We start from the raw sequence: 21090 nt of genomic DNA, 5'->3' as shown, positions 1-21090 counted from the left end.
GAACATGGTTTCAAAAAATGATCCCGACTATATATTCGAGGAATATAAAGGACATACCATCGCCAGCCACAGGAACAATGTTGCTGAAAAGAACATCAATAACCTCATTATTGTTTATCGTACAGAAGACTTTCCCGAATACGGGTTTATAGTTGGTCTTGATGATTCCAAGCTGTCCGGGCGCAGGAAATCGTTTCCTCATAATATGGAAGACGCAAAAGGCTATATTGATTGGGTGGTTGAAGTGCGCCAGCAAAAAGAAGCGGCAAAAACAGAGCGGGAAAAACCAACGATGTTCATTGAAGGAACGGAATTTATCGTTGACGGGCTCAAAGATGAATTGCGGGAAAAAGCCAACCCGCAAAATGTGATGCGCGTAAAGGAAATGCAATATGTTGGTAACGGAAACGGATATACTTTTCATTATGATGTAAGTACCAAAAATTTTCCTACCAATGAAAGAAGAAGGGAACTGGCCTTTACAGATTCAACCGATCTGCAAATGGTGCAAATACCTGAGTTGACCAGCATTGACCCCATTGGTGTGGCCCAAAAATATAACCTGAGTTTGGAGGAGGTAAAAGGCAAGATCGACTTTGAGCTGACCATAGAGCCGGGCAGCCTGCTGGACCTGCGCTGGAATAAGGGCGTGTTGCCTACACTGGATATTGAAGGGCATACCTTTTATGTGGATCTACAGATGGATATGCTGCGCCCAAAAGATGATTTTAGTTCCAAAGGCATCGTGTTCTCCGAAATCGAGAAATTCTATGATCATGATACGCAACGCTACTTTATTCCATACCACCCGAAAGCACATGAGTTCCGGGACATAGATTACGAAACGATCACGCAAATTCCCAAAGACCTAATGGTTGTCTCCTTCCCGAACGAAGCCATACTTGACCCTGTTGGGTGGAACAAAAAGCATGGCTTTGACCTGATCGATGAAATGAAAGAACCGGGATTACGGATGAACTTTAAAGCCGTTACTGAAACCTGGGAACATATTTATGTACCTGAAAGGATCAAAGAGAATCTGGATAAGCTGCAAAAGGAGTCGAAAAAGGAAAAACCGGATCATACGGTTGACAAATCCCGAAAACGCGGGCGCAAGATGTAGCAACTGATGTATTAAAAAATGAAAAAATGAAAAATGACAAGCCAACGGTGATCATTGAGGGCACGGAGTTTCTCTTTGACATTGACAAAATAGTCCTTTCAGAAAAGGCAAATCCAGGCAACCGGATTTACTTTTCATCTATGCGGAATTATGAGACGCACTATGAGTTTGATTACAGCGGGGTTTCCAAAAAATTCCATGTTTTGCATTCTCCTTATCTGCGGAACAAACCTGTTGTTTTAGGCAAACCCGAAACGGCGCCCGCAGGTGATCCGCTTATTACCGTTAAGATACCCTGCATTGGTGAGATTGATCCGGACGGCATGTGCCGCAAATACGGGTGCACATTGAAAGATATTTCGGAAAAAACCGATTTTGAGATTATGGTAGACCAGGACATTTTTGGCAGAAGGATGGACGGTATTCCTGTAACCATAGACCTCGCCGGGAAAAGATTTGAAATTGATGTAGCTGGCAACGCATTACGTCCGCAGGATGGCAACGGGGAAACCATTTACCTGAACGCGCTGTATGATTACTTTTCCATAGACCGTGAATCGTATCGCCTGTTTTACAACACATCAACCTCCAGGGTTGAAGATCCGTTCAGGGATGGTACTATTGACAAAAACACTGACCGTTTGATCCTGGAGGTTCCCAGTCTATCCGACCTTGACCCCATCGGCACCAATTTGGGGTACGGGAATGATCCCCGCTATGGATTGATGTACAGGACGCTTACCATGCATTATGATCCGCAGACCATTCCCTATGAAGAATATATCAACACCTTGAAAAGCGAGCACCATTGGGCACTTCATAACCTGAATACCAAACCTTCAAAACCGGACCTGCCTACAGTGGATATAGAAGGAACAGCCTTCGTTGTTGATGTGAGCAAATTTGAACTTCGGGAAAAAGCCAATGAAGGCAATGTAATTTCCTTTAAAGATATGACAGACTTTGGTGAAGGGTATTCTTTTGAATACAACAGGAAAACTAAGAATATTCCCGATGTATTTGAGAAAAGCGATGTATTGATAGAGATACCGGAATTTGTGGGGCTTGATCCCGTTGGTATGGCACAAAAGTATGGCCTCACCGTGGATGAGGTAAAGACTAAAACTGATTTTGAACTGATGGTGGATCAGTATGCTTTTGACCTGCGGTTGAATAAAGGAAGGCTACCTACTGTTGATATTGCCGGTCATCTTTTTTATGTGGACATACGTATGGATATGCTGCGGCCAAAAGATGATTTTTTATCTAATGGAATAGTGTTCGATGAAATCGATCATTATTTTTCTGAAGACAGGAACGCCTACCTGATACCCTACGATCCAAAGAAACATGAATTTAGGGAACTGGATTACGATAAGATCACTGACTTTCCAAAAGACCTGATAGCGGTTCAGTTCCCATTCCAGAAAGACCTTGATCCTATTGGGTGGAACAGGCACGGTGGTTGGGATATAAAAGACGACTTAAAAAAGATCGGCGTAAAATCCCATTTCATCGCTCAAACAATTCCGTGGCAGCAAACATACTTGCCGGAAATTATAAAGGAGAACCTGAAAAGGCAACAAAAGCAGGCGAAAAAACAAAAACCGATGATCAAACCGCCAGTAAATAAATCGCAAAAAGGTAAAGGTCGAAAGATGTAGATCGACTAAAAAACTGCTGCTTATTGTACTTCATTTTCAAGTGTCAGGATTGTAGAATCCTGACACTTTTTTTATGCCCCGAAACCTCATCACAAAGCCACCTACTGCCAAGTAATTCCACTGAAAGACACATCGTTAGAGCGCTTCAATTTCCATGACATTTTTGTTCCGAAGCCCGCATGAAGCGGGAAAGTAGTAACAAAATAATTCAGTTCAAACATGGAAAAGCAAAGAAAAAAAGTGTGGCTGACAGGCGCTGCATTGCTGTCAGCATTTGGTGTATTCGCTCAAGGAAATGGAGGTGCGGGCATCAACGAGGCCACACAAATGGTGACCTCTTATTTTGACCCGGCTACCAAATTAATTTATGCCATTGGAGCCGTCGTTGGGTTAATCGGAGGTGTTAAGGTGTACAACAAATTCAGCAGTGGCGATCCCGACACGAGCAAGACTGCGGCAAGCTGGTTCGGTGCGTGCATCTTCCTTATTGTGGCTGCTACCATCCTTCGTTCATTCTTCCTTTAATCCGACGCCCTATGAGTAAATACAATATCAATAAAGGCATCGGAAGAACAGTTGAGTTCAACGGATTGAAGGCGCAGTACCTGTTCATTTTTGCAGGTGGATTGCTCGGTGTGCTGATCCTTGTGATGGTGATGTATATGGCTGGGGTGAACTCCTATATCTGCCTGCTTATTGGAGCCGGTGGTGCATCGCTCATTATCTGGCAAACATTTGCGCTCAATGGTAAGTACGGTGAGCACGGATTAATGAAGCTCGGTGCAAGAAAAAGACATCCGAAGTACATCGTCTGTCGCAAGCCTGCACATCGCTACCTGAAGTTAACCCATAAATCCAGTGCCGTATGAGAAACACCGCAAAGACCACGACACTGGAAAGTAAGTTTCCGCTGTTCGCAGTGGAGAACCATTGCATCATCTCCAAGGATGCAGATATAACGGCATGTTTTCGGGTACATCTGCCGGAACTGTTCACCGTAGCTGCACCGGAATATGATGCCATCCATTCGGCATGGCACAAGGCGATCAAAACATTGCCGGACTTTTCCATTATCCACAAGCAAGATTGGTATATCAGAGAGAACTACGATCCCGACATTGCGCAGGAGAACCAGAGCTTTCTTGCAAAATCTTATCAGCGCCATTTTAATGAGCGCCCGTTCCTGAACCATTATTGCTACCTGTTCCTGACCAAGACAACAAAGGAACGAATGCGGATGCAAAGCAATTTCAGCTCGCTTTGTAAAGGTGTTCTTATCCCCAAAGAAATCAGGGACAGGGAAACCGTTCGCCGTTTTATGGAGGCGGTCGCTCAGTTTGAGCGGATCGTGAACGATAGCGGGTTTGTGAAACTGGAACGCCTTAGCGAAGAAGACATCATTGGTGCGCCGCAAAGCCTGGGATTACTGGAGCAATATCTTACCCTGTCAAGGGAAGCGGGGACAGCTATGCAGGATATCGGCCTGGGAAATGAGGAAGTACGTGTAGGCAATAAACGTTTAAGTCTGCATACCTTATCTGATACGGACGACCTTCCCGGAACGGTATCGGCAAATACCCGATACGAAAAACTTTCAACAGACAGGAGCGACTGCCTTTTATCCTTTGCATCGCCTGTAGGGTTGCTGCTTAACTGTAATCACATTTACAATCAGTATCTGTTTTTAGATAACAGCGAAGAGAACCTGCGCAAGTTTGAAAAGTCCGCACGCAATATGCACTCCCTGGCAAGGTACAGTCGTGCCAACCAGATCAACAAAGAGTGGATCGAGCGTTATCTCAATGAAGCGCACAGCTATGGGCTTTCCTCTATCCGGGCACACTTCAACGTGATGGCCTGGTCAGACGATCCGCATGAGCTGAAGCACCTGAAGAACGACACGGGCAGTGCACTGGCATTGATGGAATGCAAGCCACGGCATAACACCACAGACGTTGCCACGCTGTATTGGGCAGCGATGCCGGGAAATGCAGGGGATTTCCCGGCAGAGGAAAGTTTTTATACGTTCATTGAACCGGCATTGTGCTTCTTCACCGAAGAAACTAATTACCAGAGTTCACCCTCACCCTTCGGTATTAAGATGGCCGACAGGCTTACAGGCAAGCCTATTCATCTGGATATTTCAGATCTGCCCATGAAGCGTGGCATCATTACGAACCGCAATAAGTTCATATTAGGTCCGTCGGGTTCAGGCAAGTCTTTTTTTACCAACCACATGGTACGACAGTATTACGAACAGGGCGCTCACGTTCTGCTCGTGGATACCGGTAACAGTTACCAGGGACTCTGCGAACTCATTAAGGGAAAAACCAAAGGACAAGACGGTGTGTATTTCACGTACACTGAGGATAACCCGATTGCTTTTAATCCCTTCTTCACAGACGATGGTGTGTTCGATATTGAAAAAAGGGAAAGCATCAAAACACTCATTCTTACCCTTTGGAAACGTGACGACGAACCCCCGAAACGCTCCGAGGAAGTAGCGTTATCCAACGCTGTGAGCGGTTATATCGAACGCATCAAACAGCATGAGGATTATCCTTCCTTTAACGGCTTCTATGAATACGTACAGAGCGACTACCGGGAAGTGCTGGAAGAAAAGAAAGTAAGGGAAAAAGACTTTGATCTTGCCAACTTCCTCAACGTGCTGGAACCGTATTACAAAGGCGGCGAGTATGATTACTTACTCAACTCTGATAAGCAACTCGACCTGCTTTCCAAGCGCTTTATAGTCTTTGAAATTGACGCGATCAAGGATCACAAAATTTTGTTCCCCATCGTAACGATCATCATAATGGAGGTCTTCATCAACAAGATGCGCAGGCTAAAAGGTGTGCGTAAACTCATTTTGATCGAAGAAGCGTGGAAGGCCATTGCGAAAGAGGGAATGGCGGAGTATATAAAATATTTATTCAAAACCGTCCGGAAATTTTTTGGCGAGGCTATCGTCGTGACACAAGAAGTCGATGATATTATCCAATCTCCCATCGTAAAGGAAAGCATCATCAATAATAGCGACTGCAAAATTTTATTAGACCAGCGCAAATACATGAACAAATTCGATGACATCCAGGCAATGCTTGGCCTCACCGAAAAAGAAAAATCCCAGATCCTTTCGATCAATATGAACAATGATGCCAGCAGGCTTTACAAGGAAGTCTGGATCGGGCTGGGCGGTACGCACTCGGCTGTATATGCCACCGAAGTTAGCCTGGAAGAGTACCTGGCCTATACCACAGAGGAGTCGGAAAAAATGGAAGTGATGCAACTCGCCCATGAACTGGATGGCAATGTGGAAATGGCTATCAAACGCATTGCTCTTCAGAGGCGTGAAAAAGCAGACAACTATTAACCCATTTTAAAAAACTGGAAAGATGGAAAAAGAAAAAATCACACTGCCCATAGGGGGCAACAAGGCTTTAATATTTGAAGCCGATCCCGCAAACAAGGAGGATCAAGATTTTGCAAAACTATGTAAGGATGTTGCAGCCACCAAGCCTCAAAGCCTACAGGATTTTTTTATCCGGCTCAATGATCTGCAACAGAAACAATCCACTGGAGTCGGCAGAAAAACGGGCAGGAAGATATAATGCCTTCCACCTGAAGGAGACAAGAAAAATAATTATTAATCATTTTAAAAATCAGGAAACAATGAAAAAGATCATGTTAGTAGTGTGTACGGCAATCATGCTTGCCGTAGCACCTTGTGCAAAAGCGCAATGGGTCGTGACCGATCCCGGAAATCTTATATCCGGTATTCTCAATAGTGCCAATGAAATTGTACAGACTTCATCCACGGTGTCTAATGTGGTGAAAAACTTCAACGAGGTAAAGAAAGTGTACGACCAGGGCAAGGAATATTACGACAAACTCAAAGCCGTGAACAATCTTGTCAAAGATGCACGTAAGGTGCAGCAGACTGTTTTACTTGTAGGTGATGTTTCCGAAATGTATGTAAAGAATTTTGGAAAGATGATGAACGATCCCAATTTCACACCACAGGAGCTTTCGGCAATTGCTAATGGCTATTCCACATTGCTGAACGAAAGCACCGAACTGTTAAAGGAGTTGAAGCAGATTGTTTCCTCCAACGGCCTCTCACTGAACGACAAGGAGCGCATGGACATCATTGACCGTGTGTACAAAGAAGTTAAGGACTATCATAATCTTGTCCGCTACTATACCAACAAGAATATTTCTGTGAGCATTCTGCGGGCAAAAAAACAGAACAACACCAAAAGAGTGCTGGAGCTATATGGTACTGCTGAACAAAAATACTGGTAAGCTATGGAATGGGAAAATCTTCATCAACTCCTGCGCTCGCTGTACGATGAGATGGTGCCATTATCAGCAGACATGGCGGCAGTGGCAAAAGGTATAGCCGGGTTAGGCGCGTTATTCTATGTGGCTTTAAAGGTATGGCAGGCACTCAGTCGGGCAGAACCGATAGACGTGTTTCCTCTTTTAAGACCTTTTGCCATCGGGCTTTGCATAATGTTCTTCCCAACCATTGTGTTGGGGACTATCAATGCGGTATTAAGCCCGGTGGTGAAAGGCACAAATGCTATGCTGCAAAATCAGGTACTTGACCTGAACAAGCTGCAAGAACAAAAAGACCTGCTGGAAAGGGAGGCAATGCTTCGTAATCCCGAAACAGCCTATCTGGTATCGGACGAAGAGTTTGATAAAAAGCTGGACGAGCTGGGTTGGTCACCTTCCGACCTGGTAACGATGTCGGGCATGTACATGGAAAGAGGAATGTACGATCTAAAGAAAAGTATCCGCGACTGGTTCCGGGAACTGCTCGAAATGCTTTTTCAGGCGGCGGCATTGGTCATTGACACGATACGAACGTTCTTCCTGATCGTGCTTTCAATACTGGGGCCGATAGCTTTTGCCATATCGGTGTGGGATGGCTTCCAGTCCACGCTTACGCAATGGCTCACGCGATACATCAGTGTATATCTGTGGTTGCCCATCGCCGATATGTTTAGCTCTATGCTCGCCAAAATCCAGTCGCTTATCCTGGAGCGGGACATCGAGATGCTGGCTGATCCCACCTACATACCTGATACCTCCAATACGGTGTATGTGATATTCATGCTGATTGGCATTGTCGGCTACTTCACCATTCCAACAGTAGCGGGTTGGGTCATTCAGGCAGGAGGCGCAGGGAACTTTATGCGCAATGTCAACCAGACCGCATCGAAAACAGGAAATATCGCAGGTGCCGGTACCGGAGCTGTGGCAGGCAATATCGGTGGCAGGCTATTGAACAAATAATAATCATTAATAGAAATGGAATTTAAGACTTTAAGAAACATCGAAAACAGTTTCAGGCAAATAAGGCTATATGCCATTGTATTTGCCGTACTCTGCATCAGCGTGGTGGGATATGCCGTTTGGCAATCCTACCGCTTTGCGGAGCAACAAAGGCAAAAAGTTTATGTGCTTGACAACGGCAAATCATTGATGCTGGCACTCTCGCAGGACGCAAGTATTAACAGGCCGGTAGAAGCCCGTGAGCATGTACGTCGCTTTCATGAACTGTTCTTTACGCTGGCACCGGACAAAAATGCCATCGAAAGCAATATGAAGCGGGCGTTCAACCTTGCCGACAAAAGCGCCTTTGATTATTACAAGGATCTTTCGGAAAAAGGTTACTACAACCGGATCATATCCGGCAACGTACAGCAACGCATCGAAGTGGACAGTGTAGTCTGCAATTTTGACAACTATCCCTATGCCGTAAGAACTTATGCCAAACAGTTTATCATCCGTTCAAGCAATGTAACAAGGCGCAGCCTGGTTACCGCCTGCTATCTGGTCAACTCTGTTCGATCCGACAACAACCCGCAGGGCTTTAATATCGAAAAGTTTGCTGTGTTGGAAAACAAAGACGTGGAGGTCATAGACCGCTAAAATCAATATTATGGAAGCATTATCAGATTTGAACACGTTTGCGAAAATCCTTACTGACAAAGGATATGACGGTTATTTCCATACGCAGGGTGCGTATGCCGGAAAGCTGAAAGAAAGTATTGGCGAATACCTGGACAACTGCCGCAATGGTGTAGAGGGTGTAGCTAAGCCTGTATTGTTATTGACGGGATACCTGCAATGGTCGGGTGAAGACAAACCGCGAATTGAATGCAGCATGTGGGTAAAATACCAGAACGGAAAATTTAACCTCCAAAAAATGGAGGTCACGAAAAAAGATCGTTTTGGTCAACTGCTGAAAAAAACAGAATTAAATAACCTGTCTACGATTGGCGCACCCAGATCAAAAGAGGCTATTGCTATGGTCAGTGATGCGGCCATACAAAACGTTGTTTCCCGCACCGGGCGAAGGCTATAAAAATCGCAACAAAAATTATGGAATGAAAAATTTAAGAACAATCATCAATAACCGGATCGACAAGCTCGATGAACGGTGGCGTGCATTGCCCTGGAAAAAACAGCACCGATATATGTTGTTGCTCTTTGCCGGTTATGCGTTACTGTCTGTCATCGTCATCGTGAAAGTATGTTATGACGTTGGCAAACCCAACGAGGGAATGAGCATCGAGCATATTGAGAACCCGGTTATCAAACAAAAAAAGTCCTCGGTTCCATCGCAGGACAGTATTTCAAAAATTCTTAAAAATAAAATGTATGAAAGATAACGAAAACAAAAGAGTGAGTTTTCTGGTCGAGGAAGATGACCAGAAAACCGGTACAGATGCACCCAATGAGCGTGTGCATAAAAAGGCTGAAAAACTTAAAAAGCCGATCATTTTTATCCTGATGGGTATTGTGTTTTTCGGTTGCATGTACCTGATCTTCAAACCTTCTTCTGACAAGAAAAAAGTAGAGGATATCGGTTTAAACGATGCCGTGCCGCAAGCCACCGATGCAGGACTTCAATCTGATAAACAAAAGGCTTACGAACAGGAAATGCTCGAAAAGAAAATGCAGGAAAAACGTGATGCACTGACCTCGCTTTCTGACTACTGGAGCACTGACAGTGCAACTGATGAGCAGATGGAGCAGCCGGAGGAAGGCATTGGAGAAGACACTGGCTACGAAGATGGCAAAAAAAGGTCGGGTAATCCTGCCCTGAATAGTTACCGCAATGCGCAGAGTACCCTGAGCTCATTCTATCAGGATAACAACTACGAGACACAGGAACTGCGAAAGCAGGTTGAAGAACTGAAGGAACAACTGGCAGAAAAAAATGTACCTCCGACCTCTACGGTACAGGATCAACTGGCCCTGATGGAAAAATCTTACGAGATGGCTTCACGCTATCTGCCTTCAGGTATGAATAATCCTGCACAGTCAGCCAAAGGCGATTCCGCAACTGCGGCATCGTCCCAGGCCACGCAAAAGGAACACTTTGCAGCATTCACCCCGAGCCGAAAAAATGCTGTTTCCGCCCTTTACCGTGAGCCGACCGACAGTGCTTTTCTTGCAAGCTGGAATGAAACCCGGAACCGGGGTTTTTATACGGCGGGTGTTTCGGAGCAGGTGATACAGCCTAAAAACAGCATCAGGGCGGTGGTACAGGAAACACAGACCATTATGGAGGACAGTGATGTGAAACTACGCTTGTTGGAACCTGCCCATATCACAAATAGGATTATTCCGCAGGGAACTACCATAACAGCCAGAGCCAAGTTTGGGAGCAATCGCCTCCAACTAAAAGTTACTTCTATTGAATTAGATGGCTATTTCATGCCTGTAGATATTACGGTATATGGTCTTGACGGGCAGCAGGGATTAAGTGTACCATATTCTCCCGAAATGAACGCCTTAACGCAAATCGCCTCCAACATGAGCCAGACTTCAGGCACCAGCATTATGATGACTCGTTCGGCAGGGCAGCAAATGGCGGGTGACTTGAGCCGTGGCGTGGTACAGGGCATATCCGGCTATTTTTCCAAAAAAGTGAAAACACCAAAAGTAACCGTCAAGGCAGGCCATCAACTTTTCCTTGTTTCAAAAAACTAATTGTTCAACACTAAATAAATAAGTAAGAAATGAAAACATTGTTTAAAAGTATATTGGTTTTGACCTGTATTGTCGCAGGCCATTTCCACTCGTATGCACAGCAGGCTGCAACTACTACAACCAAATTAAATATGGGTAAGGTGGAACCTTACCAGATGGAGGTCACCTATAACAAAACTTCTCACCTGATCTTCCCTGCGGCTATCCGGTATGTGGACTTGGGTAGTGAGTATCTCATTGCCGGTAAAGCGGAGGATGCCGAAAATGTCTTGCGTGTAAAAGCATCTGTGAGAGATTTTGATGAAGAAACTAATTTTTCGGTGATCACCGATGACGGTCGTTTTTACAACTTCAATGTTTTTTACAGCCCAAATCCCCCAACAATGAACTACGACCTGCTTACGATGCAGAAGATGTCCAGCAGGGAAAATAGTAATGACGTGCTTTTTGAAGAACTTGGAAAGAACCCGCCTTCGCTTGCCGGACTGATATTAGAAACAGTCTACAAAAAGAACAAAAGAATCGTTAAGCATATTGGCTCAAAAAGCTATGGCATCCAGTTTTTGTTAAAGGGCATATACGTTCATAACGGGAAGTTTTATTTCCACACCGAATTGAGGAACAAAAGCAACGTTCCTTTCAATATTGACTTCGTGAACTTCAAGGTAGTTGATAAAAAAGTAGCCAGGCGCACGGTGGTACAGGAAAAACCGATGGTGCCGCTTCGGTTGTATAAACCACTGGATGAAATCGCCGGTAACACCGTTGAGCAAAACGTATTCCTGCTGGACCAATTTACCATTGCCGATGACAAGGTATTGGTTATCGAAATCTTTGAAAAGAACGGCGGCAGGCAGCAAACCTTACAGGTAGAAAATTCCGACCTGGTAAACGCAAAGCAAATAAAGGATATGCACCTAAAGATTAATTAATCCAAACAGAAAGAACAATGAGAATATACATTTTTGCCGTAATGCTTGCGATGTTAAGCATTACGGCTGTACAGGCACAGCGTATGCTTCCCAAACAAAAGGGGGTGGAAATTAACGCAGGTTTATTGTCCAAAGAAGTAAGCGACAATTATTATCTGAATATCATGCTTACTGTAAACGGAAAGAATGGCAATTACTGGCTGTGGGGTGCGGAGTACACACATCAGGTTGCCGATTACAGGGATTTGCAGATACCATTGGAAGCCTATACGGGCGAGGTGGATTATAGTCTTCAGTTATTGGGCGATGCAAGAAAGACCATTACGCTGAATGCAGGACTCAGCGCCATTGCAGGCTACGAAACCATCAACCGTAGTAAGACAATGCTTTATGACGGTTCAATAATTCTCGATAAAAACAACTTTATCTACGGAGCCGGAGGGCGGTTGTCTTTTGAAACCTATCTGTCCGACAGGTTTGTCCTACTCCTGCAAGGTCGTACCAAAGTAGTTTGGGGTACGGATTTAAAACAGTTTCGTCCATCGGCAGGTGTTGGACTAAGGTTTAACTTTTAAAAAGAACAAACAATGAAACGATTATTGAATAAAAGCAAATTTCTGTGGATGCTTGTCCTGGTCTTTACAAGTGCCATCATGTTATCATCCTGTGATAAGGACGAATTGGAGATACAACAAAATTACCCGTTTGAAGTTAAAGTGATGCCTGTTCCCGCAGACATGGCGAACGGACAGACCGTTGAAATAAGGATTACCATACAACGTGCGGGCAACTTCAGTGACGCCCAGTATTACATCCGATACTTTCAGTTCGAAGGCATAGGAGCCTTACGATACTATAATGAAACGCCATACCTGCCCAATGATCTCTACCCATTACCGCAGACACAGTTCAGGTTATATTATACATCGGCTTCTGCGGTGTCGCAATCCTTTGATATTTGGATTTCTGACAATTTCGGTAATGAAAAGCAGTTGAGCTTTCAATTCAATAGTAGCGACTAAAATTGAGGGGTATAAAAAATCGAACAAAAGTCCTCGAAGTATTTTTTATGATCGGGGACTTTTGCTGTTTGCGGACTTTTGTCACTTGATTTTTCGCAGGAACCGCACTCCGGCAGAAGGTCTTGTAATGGAATACATTCGGAATAGAAAATGGCGATTAATTTTCTTAAATTTATACTTGTGAAATTGTAAAGATTAAGAATATGGTTGCATCATTGGTATTGGGTATTATAGCGCTGGTGTTGGGCTTAGTTCTGCGATATTGGATTAATCGGCGGAAATTTTACCGGCGCAGTCCTACCGGCGCTGAGGGCTTTTCATCTTATGAGAAGTCGGTTGCCATTAAGTTTATTGAACGGGTTGGCAAATGGATAGCTTATGCCCTGATTATTTTTGGGTTATTATTTTTATGGAGCTATTCAAGGCAGAAAAAGGCAAAAGAAAAAGCATCTCAAAACGTAGAAACACAAAATTCTCGGTAAGCATACGATAACAAATCTTAAAGTAAATCGGATACCTTGAAAGGGTATCCGATTTTTTTTGCTTATAGAACTGTAAATGTAAAAAGTGGCGCATCTGAATGCTGCTTTTTTACACATCGAGGCAATTCTGTGCACTCCAAAGATGCATCATTTTAAAAATAAAGAGGAGTTTGGTATCTTTGCAGAAATATATTGAAAATCTTAAAGTGTTTTTGCTTTAAGTCTCGATACTGAAAACTGGTAATTTTTATATCTCCGAGACAATAAGTAAGAACGCTCATGCTATGGCGTGGGCGCTCGCTTATTCGGAGACAGGCATACCAGTGCCCCAGTATCGGTAAGTGTGGTTGCCTGCGCTTTTTTTTGTACAGTGCTCCACTAAACCCAAAAAACAAGAATATGGACACTGGCAGCAAAAACTATCCCGCCCTGAACATTCCCGCCGCTGAGCTATCTGCTTTTACAGTGTGTATTGACCTTTTTATCATCTCCCTCAAAAATGGAGAATTGATCCGGTTTACGCCCGATGATGTCGGGCGATTTTACGACTGGTTAATCTCTCATAGCGTGAGGGATATAAGAACGACCGATTTACTCAATGATGCTGCTAAAAATGAAGAGATGTCTTAACTCAAATAAAAATGGAAAACTATGAGCGAACAAAAAATAATAAAAATAGCTATTATAGATGACCACGATCTACTCAGGGAGAGTATCTGCCAGTTTCTCAAAGATCATGGTCTTGAAACTGTGTTTGAAGCCGAAAACGGCCAGTTGGCATTGATAAAAATGGAAGCCTGTGAAATGCTCCCCGATCTGTGTATTGTTGATGTCAATATGCCGGTTATGGATGGATTTGAGACGGTCAAATCACTACGGGCAAAATATCCATTACTGAAATTCTTGGCGTTCAGCGTAAACGATGATGAGAATGATGTGGTGCAAATGCTTCGCAATGGGGCCGATGGATATATCCTGAAAGGCGCAGATCCCCAGGAACTGGCAAAGGCAATCCGTGTTATCTGCGATGGGGGACGTTATTTCAGTGCTGGTATATGCGAAGTAGCAAAGGAATATTTTAAACCTCGATTACAATCATAGGTTTCTTTGCTACTTTCTTTTTCGCCATCTCACGAAAGAAAGTAGTCTTGGTCGGTCGGCAACAACAGCGGCGTTCTTTTGCTTCTTTTCTTTGGTCGCTTATATGGAAAGAAAAGAAGTCTGCCAGAATAAAGAAAGGGATAACGAATATCCCACAAACATGAGCGCAACCTGTTTTTGTAAAATGCTCAAAGAGATATTGTGCATCGGGGACATTTTACCAAAGGGGTTGCTCCGCTTTACAGCAAAAAGACTGCCCCGCCCGTCGGCAGGGAGTGTCTTTTTGCCCGCCCCGATAGCCATCGGGGGCGGGTCAGGCTATGGGAATGGGCTGTGTGCGGAACTCCCCGATATTATGAAAAAATCCCCTGTATGGTGTTAGACCTTTACGGAACAGGTTCCATAACAAGGAACATCCCATTTGAGCAAGCGAGCCGTTTATGTACAAATCCTGCTTTTCCAATGCTTCCGCCAACGAACAGCTTGGCGTGTCGTCCTGCTCTTCGGCTTGCTTCAATAGGTCGCCAAATTCTTCGGTAACAAAAGGCATGACGGCTGCTGTTTCATATCGCTCGGACTTGGGTTGCCGTATCTCCCTGATAGTGGATAGTATGACCTGTCCAGTATAAAGGGTATTACCAAAGTCAAGCCAATAGCTTGGACGGTTTGTATAATACCTGCCGCTGTTCATTTTTTTCAATATATCGGCTATTTCAAATCTTGCTGCTACGCTATCAACGCAGGTAATAAAAATATTCGCCTCTGCATGTTCGGGCAACCTACCTAAACTGTCTCTTTCAAATTTTCGATTTTCTGCTTTCCAGTTTGTACCCTCGCAACGGTTTGCCCTATTTATCAGGGCTACCGATTTATACAGTCCTTTTTCACATTCCGAAAAACGCTGTCGTCCCAAATTTGCTTCCGTTACAATATCATCGTCCCATAACCGAACGTGCAAACCTGCATGTCCCAAAGCTATAAGGCTATGATTCATTTCCAACAAGCCTGTAAGAACTTTCGAGCCTGTACCACCTGCACCGATCAGGTTTACCGTTACAGGATTGGTGGCGTCTATTAAATCGCTGTCCGTAAAATGGACTTTTATTTTATCTGTATTCATTGTAAAAAATCGTTTAAGGTTATGTTACTCTTTTTCAGTACCTCTTTGGGAAATACATCTCCAGTTGCGATAAGATGCTCCCAAAGGCTTACACAATTGCCGTTAATCGGATTGTAGTCCTGCATCAGATGGCTGAAATAGGAATTAAAAAAGTAGCCTTCCCACGCGGTGATAAATTCCTCCAGTGATGCGGTTTTCTTAATACGCACATCCACCGTCCCCATACATACATTTCCTTCCTCGTACACGTTAAAAAATGGCGCATTATAAAGCGTTGTACGTGTGGTGGGTCTGCGGTTGGATGCCAATGCAAAAACATACAGGCTGTTTCTGCCTGCCACCCACAGCATCGGCGGTACATGGGCGGTTCCTTTGGGAATGCCCAACTTTTCGGTAAAGTATAGTTCCCTTTTCATGGTTTTGGTAAACCATATCGCCATGCCTTTCTGCGGGTCAAGGTGTAAAATGTGGTTACCCAAAATGCCGTTAACTTTCAGGCAGGGTTCTTTTTCTTCCTTTGCCGTCTTCAATGCTTTTGCCAGTTGGTTTGCTTCCCTTACCGTCAATGGATGGGCATTGATGGGTGTACCATTGCTGTCCATGTCGAAGTATTCCACATAAGTATCTGTGTTGGTTCCTTTCGTTTGATAGAATACCAAAGCAGTTTTGGGGTGGTACAGCGTTCCGAAGTTTCCTGTTATATCGTTCATCGTTTCTTTTTTTAAATGTTGCTTAGTAGGTATGCCAGTTCCTCCATTAAGATGAACAAGCGGTTTTCAAAATCGAGATTGTTGCCCGCTATGTCGTTTCCGTCAAAGCGCTTAATAATAATAGGTTCCTCCATTTGCCCGTATTCCTGTAAATCCGTATTTACACATTGTTCGAGGTTTTCGTTTAACCAGCCTTTTCCATCGGCACAAAATGAAACGTACTTATCCATTGGAATGACGTTTTCCATGTCGTCTTCTTCGGCTTCGCCATTGGGTCGGGCATTGCGAAATACTTTTTCATTAGGGTATCGTTGATATAGTTCAAACGCTTCCTGGGCAAGTTTCAGGCAATCGAGGTCTAAGGCATCTGCGGTTTTAAGCCTTGCAAGACGTTGCCCGAAAAATGTAAGGTTGGCAAGGTGGAAAATTTTCTGTTCCATGCGGTCTCCAATCCATTCAGCCTGTTCTAACTCACTTAGGTAGATGCTCGTTTCGTCCGTATATTCATCACTTACTACCCATTCCTTCAACATCTCGTACTGCCAGTACAGGAAGCTGTTTTCCTGCCTGTAATACGGTATGTCCGCTATGTGGTACAGGTAAGTACATACCGATAACAAAAGCTGTGCGGTATATTTCCTTTTTGGGTTTTTGAGCATTCGGTACAAAGGCACTACGGGAATATAGAACAATGTAGCACCTGTATTGTATCGTTCCTCGCTCGTCAAATATGTTTTCCTGCTATCCTGTAGGAGTTTAATTTCTTCCCAATCCCTTACGTTTCTTCCCAACCGTTCCTGCGTGTCCCATAATGCCAATGCGATATTGTACGGATAGCCATAAGACTGCGTTTGCATGGGCTGTATGGCGTAATGCTCGGCAAGTTGGGAAAGGGACTTATAAAAATCCCTCTCCGTTTTTGCAGATTTCCCACAAGCCTGTACGGTTTCCGTTTCTTTCAGCTTTGGCAGGAAGGAACATTTTAGAAAACCATTGGCAACATGGTTATTGGTACGGACTGTCGCTTGTCCTTTTGTATCTCTGCTGCATACTTTGGACGGATCATCCAGTTTGCGAACTCGCTCAACTGGCGGTGCAACCGTTTTTGCTTTGGCTCTTTGGGTAGGCATATCGTACCCGATATGATATGTTGTTGCATAAGTCATCGTTTTACTATTTTTTAGATTAACCTTTTGTTCCCATTACGCTCTCAAAACGGTACTGCACCGTATCTTCCCTGATAGCAGGTGCGGATATTTTTGCAGTGGTGAGTATCGGGTAGGTATTGGAATAGAAATTCAATACTGCCTGTACGCTCCATTGGGGTTCGGGGTCTGTCAACCTGATTTCCTGCCCTTTGTCTTCAAACAGGAATATGCGTTCTAACTGTGTTGCTAATAACATGATTGCTGATTTTTGGCGTTGAACAATTTGTTTTACTCTGCTTGCCCGAATAGGCTCGGTGATGCGAACTTGTCGGACAATTGCGATTTACGTTTGCGTATTGCCTCGGCGTTTTCGGGGTATTCGGTTGGGTCGGGTACTTTCATCCATGCTTCACGGTGTTTGCCCTCTTTTTCCAGTTCATCCGCTTTTGTCATTGCTTCTTTGTACTTCTTGTCCCTTGCTTCCTTTTCCCTGCGCTCTTTGTCTGCTTTTTCCTTCTCCATAGCAGATTGCTTTTGCGCTTCCTCCAATTGCTTTAAAAAGGCTTCCATGTTCACCATTAATCCCGAAGCCTTTTCAATAGGTGCGGTTATCCGCTCAAAATATCCCTCGTCCAGTTCTTCTGCCGTTCCCTTTAAATTGAGTGGAACTATGGTGTGCTTTGCATCGTCTCCGCAATGCTCATTGTTTAATTGTGTGGTAACAATAAGGGTATTATCTGCACCCTTTGAAATAACCAGATGCAAATCACCTGTAATGTTCATTTGTGTTATCTGCTTGAAAAAGTTTGCGTTCATTTCTTTAAGTTTTTATTATTCATTAATTGTTTTTTTAATGACATGAGTTTCTCGTGTATATCTGTCCAGTAGGCGCATTGCCTGTTGTCGAAATCAGAAAAACTTTTGTCCTCGTGCCTGTATGCCTTGTATTCGGCTGTTATCCTGATCGCTTTGTCAAGGTCTGTGACCTCAATCGGGTGGCCATTTAAATCTGTTATAGATAGTTTCATTGTTGCTGATTTTTTATTCGGCATAATTACAAAGCCAGTCAGTATGCACTCCGTTTGGCGTAAAATGATACTCGTTCGCTTCTATGGTTTCTTGTATGGCTTCATCGCTTATCAAATAATCATAAGTACATTCAAGGCACTTGTATAGATAGTTGTTTAACTGCTCTAAAGTCCGCAATACCCACACGTCCAGTTTTTCGATTTCAGCCTCAATTAAAGCGTGTTGCCTGCCGCTATCCTTATGTAAATAACTTTCAGAGTAATACGCTACATAATAACCCATGTGGGGTTTGTCTGTCCACATTGGCATTTCTATTGTCCTGTTTTCGATAAGTTTTATTACACGCCTGTCAATGGTACATGGCTGTATGTTCAGCTCCAGTGTGGGGGCATAACTTTTCCAAGCCTGTTCCGCTATACCTTTAATGAATGCTGATACATCAATATTTGAAATGAAACAACTCCCGTCTCCCTGCGAATAAAATCCTCTGAAATAAATCTCTTTCAGGTTTATACGGATGCCAATTAATGAGCAGATAGTTATAAAATCCTCGCATTCGCTTTCCCACCAGTTATGATCGGTGTTAAAGAATCTAAAATGCTCCGTTGCTTTGTCCTGTGCTTCCTTTTCCAGTTCGGAAAAGGTGTATAGCTTTATACTAATCGTTTTCATTTTCTTTGAATTTTTAATATTAGGAGTGTAATTATTCAGAAGTAAAAACCCCATTGATATAGTAGCCGATTAGCTGCTCCCACAGTCGTATTAAACTATCGGTATCTACGTAGAAAGATTCTGTTCGGTTACAATGAATGATATATATAGCCACATCTTTGTTATCTTTATTCAGGCTTTGTGCTTTTGCGTAACTTTTCGCTTCGTCTATTGATTTTGCTTTCATATCTCACTTTTTATATCGTTATCAACTTTTTTTATTTTAACAATAGCGCTTGGGGGGCATCCTTCTGCTGCCGTTATCTGTTCGATTACTCCTTGCTCTCCGTTTAGTGATACAACCCTAAATCGAATTTTGCCATTGTCGTGTTTTACGGTTGCTATAAAGGTTTCGAGTATCATTCCTGTAATTTTTTTAAGGGCGACCACCTTTGCAGGCGGTCGCCTGTGGTTACTTAATTGAGTTCAAAAGCGTCTGCCCCGATTTTCTCGAATGAGGTACACAGTTCAAAGGCTTTTTGGGTCTTTAACTGTGCAGTACCGCCCAATACAATGCTCTGTAATTTGGCTTCGCTGTCTTTGTAATTCCTTACGTTCTGATAGTAGCCTGTCACGGCATTGTACGCTCCGAACAAAGTGCCTTTGGTGGTTTCCATCTGCTGTGTATCGCTTATCATTGCATAGGCAAAGGCATCATCAACGGTATTTTTGAACACAGTGGAAACTTCTTCCTCTGCACCTTTTTTGAGCAGGTCAAGGGTTTCCTTGTTGGGGCAAAGTGCAAGCTGTATCAGTTTCTTTACTTCGCTATCCGTTACCCTTACTTTTGTCCAGTTGTTGAAAATGTCCTGTAATTGGTTGCTGAGGGTGTTTGCCAGTCCCATAACCTTGTGCGCATTCTCCAAGCGTTGTTTAGCGCCTGATGTATGCTTAATACGTACCACGTTGCTCATGTTGCGAAGCGAAGCGTTAAGGGTATTTTGGCAAACGATACGGATGGGCGTAAACGCTGCCGTAATACTTCCGCTTCCATCGTGGGAGGTTGTCAGGAAGATGTATTTTTCTGTAATATCATCACCGTTGCCAACTCGTATATAGTCGGGCAGTTTTGCCGTAATAAATATGCGCTCACCGTTGCCCAATGCACCTGCTGTTTCATACAGGATGCCGTCCCCACCGCCTACAATGGCATCAAAGAAATTGAACGCTTCGCGATTCTGCACGATATGGTAATCCTTGCCTACAACGCCTAATACTGCATTGTTGTCGCTTCGGATGTTGGCGAAGTAGTTGGGAACGTCCAGTTCGCTGTATCCTACTTCGATACCCTGTGAAGTTTCTATGATGTTTGAGCCTTTGGTGAACAGCGGACTTTTGATGACTTCGTAATCAAGCCCTGCATATCGGATTGCTTCTTCACTTGTGGGATAGTCCTGTACGATCTGCCCCAAGCCGTGCCATGCTTTTTCCTGAACGCTGAAGAAACTGTATTTACCTGTTCTGCTGTTGAAATTGAGATTATGTGCCATGATGTTTTAAATTTTGAATTGTTAAAAAAATGATCGATTGCTGTTTAAAATGGTAGGTCGTCTTCCTGTGTATTGCCTGTGTTCAGTTCCGTAGTAGCCTGTGGCGTTTCGCTTCTTCTACCTCCTGCAAGCGGTTTGATGTTGGAGGTATGGAAGTTTAGTCCTGCTCTCGGTTCTCCGTCCTTGCTTACCCACGCCCTTGTACTTACCCTGCCTGTGAGTTCCACCAGTAGCCCTTTGGTGAGCATCTTCACCACGTTCGGGGTTATCCAGTATGAGCAGTCGAAGAAGGCGGTTTGCTCCACTCGCTCGCCCTGTTTGTTCTTGTAGCTGTCGTTTACCGCTACGGAAAAGTTTACTACCTGTTTGCCGTTTGACGTTGTGCGTACTTCCGCATCCCTTGTCAGTCTTCCTGTGATGTTCATGATTGTTGATTTTTAGCGTTATTGAATTTGTTCTTGTCTGATTTTTTTTGATTTATTCGGCAATGAGAGGAGGTGCTGTTTCGTTTCACTTTGTTGCCGTTTCCAATGCTGTATTTTTTC

General features: G+C 43.8%; 29 protein-coding genes. 18 read left to right on the top strand and 11 right to left on the bottom strand.

The window, feature by feature from the left end; genetic code table 11:
- Positions 1-4 precede the first annotated feature (4 nt).
- The 18 genes from UNH61_RS07500 to UNH61_RS07415 all read left to right on the top strand — a co-directional run bounded on the left by UNH61_RS07500 (position 5) and on the right by UNH61_RS07415 (position 14337).
- Positions 5-1123 (top strand): hypothetical protein, encoded by a 1119-nt coding sequence (locus tag UNH61_RS07500; RefSeq protein ID WP_298939007.1) that lies wholly within the window; start codon positions 5-7, stop codon positions 1121-1123.
- 26 nt (positions 1124-1149) lie between these two features.
- On the top strand, positions 1150-2787 hold the full coding sequence (locus tag UNH61_RS07495; protein ID WP_298939006.1) for a hypothetical protein: 1638 nt from the start codon (positions 1150-1152) through the stop codon (positions 2785-2787).
- 219 nt (positions 2788-3006) lie between these two features.
- Positions 3007-3312, top strand: coding sequence for a DUF4134 domain-containing protein (locus UNH61_RS07490; protein ID WP_298939005.1), 306 nt, complete (start codon positions 3007-3009; stop codon positions 3310-3312).
- An 11-nt stretch (positions 3313-3323) separates the two neighbouring features.
- A complete protein-coding gene (locus UNH61_RS07485) occupies positions 3324-3656 on the top strand; it encodes a DUF4133 domain-containing protein (protein ID WP_298939004.1) in 333 nt (110 codons plus the stop codon).
- Complete coding sequence (locus UNH61_RS07480; protein WP_298939003.1) at positions 3653-6160, top strand: TraG family conjugative transposon ATPase; 2508 nt, start codon at positions 3653-3655, stop codon at positions 6158-6160. Before UNH61_RS07485 ends, UNH61_RS07480 begins: the two co-directional genes overlap by 4 nt.
- 22 nt (positions 6161-6182) lie before the next feature.
- Positions 6183-6398 (top strand): hypothetical protein, encoded by a 216-nt coding sequence (locus UNH61_RS07475; protein WP_298939002.1) that lies wholly within the window; start codon positions 6183-6185, stop codon positions 6396-6398.
- A gap of 61 nt (positions 6399-6459) precedes the next feature.
- Entirely contained in the window at positions 6460-7092 is a 633-nt protein-coding gene (locus UNH61_RS07470; RefSeq protein ID WP_326991495.1) for a DUF4141 domain-containing protein, read from the top strand.
- 3 nt (positions 7093-7095) lie between these two features.
- A complete protein-coding gene (traJ, locus tag UNH61_RS07465; RefSeq protein ID WP_298939000.1) occupies positions 7096-8091 on the top strand; it encodes a conjugative transposon protein TraJ in 996 nt (331 codons plus the stop codon).
- 15 nt (positions 8092-8106) lie between these two features.
- Positions 8107-8730, top strand: a complete 624-nt coding sequence (gene traK, locus UNH61_RS07460; protein WP_326991494.1) for a conjugative transposon protein TraK — start codon at positions 8107-8109, stop codon at positions 8728-8730.
- Positions 8731-8740: 10 nt separating this feature from the next.
- Positions 8741-9166, top strand: a complete 426-nt coding sequence (locus UNH61_RS07455) for a hypothetical protein (protein WP_326991493.1) — start codon at positions 8741-8743, stop codon at positions 9164-9166.
- 22 nt (positions 9167-9188) lie between these two features.
- Positions 9189-9473, top strand: coding sequence for a nitrogen regulatory IIA protein (locus UNH61_RS07450; protein WP_326991492.1), 285 nt, complete (start codon positions 9189-9191; stop codon positions 9471-9473).
- On the top strand, positions 9463-10800 hold the full coding sequence (traM, locus tag UNH61_RS07445) for a conjugative transposon protein TraM (RefSeq protein ID WP_326991491.1): 1338 nt from the start codon (positions 9463-9465) through the stop codon (positions 10798-10800). Before UNH61_RS07450 ends, traM begins: the two co-directional genes overlap by 11 nt.
- Before the next feature lie 29 nt (positions 10801-10829).
- Positions 10830-11732 carry a conjugative transposon protein TraN gene (traN, locus tag UNH61_RS07440; protein ID WP_298938995.1) on the top strand — a complete coding sequence of 301 codons (903 nt, stop codon included), beginning with the start codon at positions 10830-10832 and terminating at the stop codon, positions 11730-11732.
- Positions 11733-11749: 17 nt separating this feature from the next.
- The gene (locus UNH61_RS07435) at positions 11750-12307 is read left to right on the top strand and encodes a conjugal transfer protein TraO (protein ID WP_298938994.1); all 558 of its coding nucleotides are present in this window, start codon (positions 11750-11752) and stop codon (positions 12305-12307) included.
- A gap of 12 nt (positions 12308-12319) precedes the next feature.
- Positions 12320-12754: a DUF3872 domain-containing protein gene (locus UNH61_RS07430; protein ID WP_298938993.1), complete on the top strand. Its 435-nt coding sequence runs from the start codon at positions 12320-12322 to the stop codon at positions 12752-12754.
- Between the two features lie 203 nt (positions 12755-12957).
- A complete protein-coding gene (locus tag UNH61_RS07425; protein ID WP_298938992.1) occupies positions 12958-13236 on the top strand; it encodes a molybdenum ABC transporter permease in 279 nt (92 codons plus the stop codon).
- A gap of 399 nt (positions 13237-13635) precedes the next feature.
- Complete coding sequence (locus UNH61_RS07420; protein ID WP_326991490.1) at positions 13636-13866, top strand: hypothetical protein; 231 nt, start codon at positions 13636-13638, stop codon at positions 13864-13866.
- 21 nt (positions 13867-13887) lie between these two features.
- Positions 13888-14337 (top strand): response regulator transcription factor, encoded by a 450-nt coding sequence (locus UNH61_RS07415; protein ID WP_298938990.1) that lies wholly within the window; start codon positions 13888-13890, stop codon positions 14335-14337.
- Positions 14338-14650: 313 nt separating this feature from the next.
- Here UNH61_RS07415 and UNH61_RS07410 read toward each other — a convergent pair whose 3' ends face one another.
- Genes UNH61_RS07410 through UNH61_RS07360 form a run of 11 tightly spaced genes read right to left on the bottom strand, consistent with a single transcriptional unit; the run spans position 14651 to position 20970 of the window.
- The gene (locus UNH61_RS07410) at positions 14651-15457 is read right to left on the bottom strand and encodes a PRTRC system ThiF family protein (protein WP_298938989.1); all 807 of its coding nucleotides are present in this window, start codon (positions 15455-15457) and stop codon (positions 14651-14653) included.
- Positions 15454-16167, bottom strand: a complete 714-nt coding sequence (locus UNH61_RS07405; protein WP_298938988.1) for a PRTRC system protein B — start codon at positions 16165-16167, stop codon at positions 15454-15456. Before UNH61_RS07405 ends, UNH61_RS07410 begins: the two co-directional genes overlap by 4 nt.
- 11 nt (positions 16168-16178) lie before the next feature.
- Positions 16179-17333 carry a hypothetical protein gene (locus tag UNH61_RS07400; RefSeq protein ID WP_298938987.1) on the bottom strand — a complete coding sequence of 385 codons (1155 nt, stop codon included), beginning with the start codon at positions 17331-17333 and terminating at the stop codon, positions 16179-16181.
- Between the two features lie 19 nt (positions 17334-17352).
- On the bottom strand, positions 17353-17571 hold the full coding sequence (locus UNH61_RS07395; RefSeq protein WP_326991489.1) for a PRTRC system protein C: 219 nt from the start codon (positions 17569-17571) through the stop codon (positions 17353-17355).
- A gap of 32 nt (positions 17572-17603) precedes the next feature.
- Complete coding sequence (locus tag UNH61_RS07390) at positions 17604-18131, bottom strand: PRTRC system protein E (RefSeq protein ID WP_298938985.1); 528 nt, start codon at positions 18129-18131, stop codon at positions 17604-17606.
- Positions 18128-18343 (bottom strand): hypothetical protein, encoded by a 216-nt coding sequence (locus tag UNH61_RS07385; RefSeq protein ID WP_298938984.1) that lies wholly within the window; start codon positions 18341-18343, stop codon positions 18128-18130. The genes UNH61_RS07390 and UNH61_RS07385 overlap by 4 nt, the downstream gene beginning before the upstream one ends.
- A gap of 13 nt (positions 18344-18356) precedes the next feature.
- A complete protein-coding gene (locus UNH61_RS07380; RefSeq protein WP_298938983.1) occupies positions 18357-19016 on the bottom strand; it encodes a hypothetical protein in 660 nt (219 codons plus the stop codon).
- A gap of 31 nt (positions 19017-19047) precedes the next feature.
- Positions 19048-19242, bottom strand: a complete 195-nt coding sequence (locus UNH61_RS07375) for a hypothetical protein (RefSeq protein ID WP_298938982.1) — start codon at positions 19240-19242, stop codon at positions 19048-19050.
- Complete coding sequence (locus UNH61_RS07370; protein ID WP_298938981.1) at positions 19239-19418, bottom strand: hypothetical protein; 180 nt, start codon at positions 19416-19418, stop codon at positions 19239-19241. The genes UNH61_RS07375 and UNH61_RS07370 overlap by 4 nt, the downstream gene beginning before the upstream one ends.
- 53 nt (positions 19419-19471) lie before the next feature.
- Entirely contained in the window at positions 19472-20545 is a 1074-nt protein-coding gene (locus UNH61_RS07365; protein WP_298938980.1) for a DUF932 domain-containing protein, read from the bottom strand.
- Positions 20546-20589: 44 nt separating this feature from the next.
- On the bottom strand, positions 20590-20970 hold the full coding sequence (locus UNH61_RS07360; protein WP_298938979.1) for a single-stranded DNA-binding protein: 381 nt from the start codon (positions 20968-20970) through the stop codon (positions 20590-20592).
- Positions 20971-21090 lie beyond the last annotated feature (120 nt).

The organism is Chitinophaga sp. 180180018-3 (assembly GCF_037893185.1).
GTDB lineage: Bacteria > Bacteroidota > Bacteroidia > Chitinophagales > Chitinophagaceae > Chitinophaga.
The sequence above is the reverse complement of the archived record's forward strand: the minus strand, read 5'-3'. Positions and strand labels throughout refer to the sequence as shown.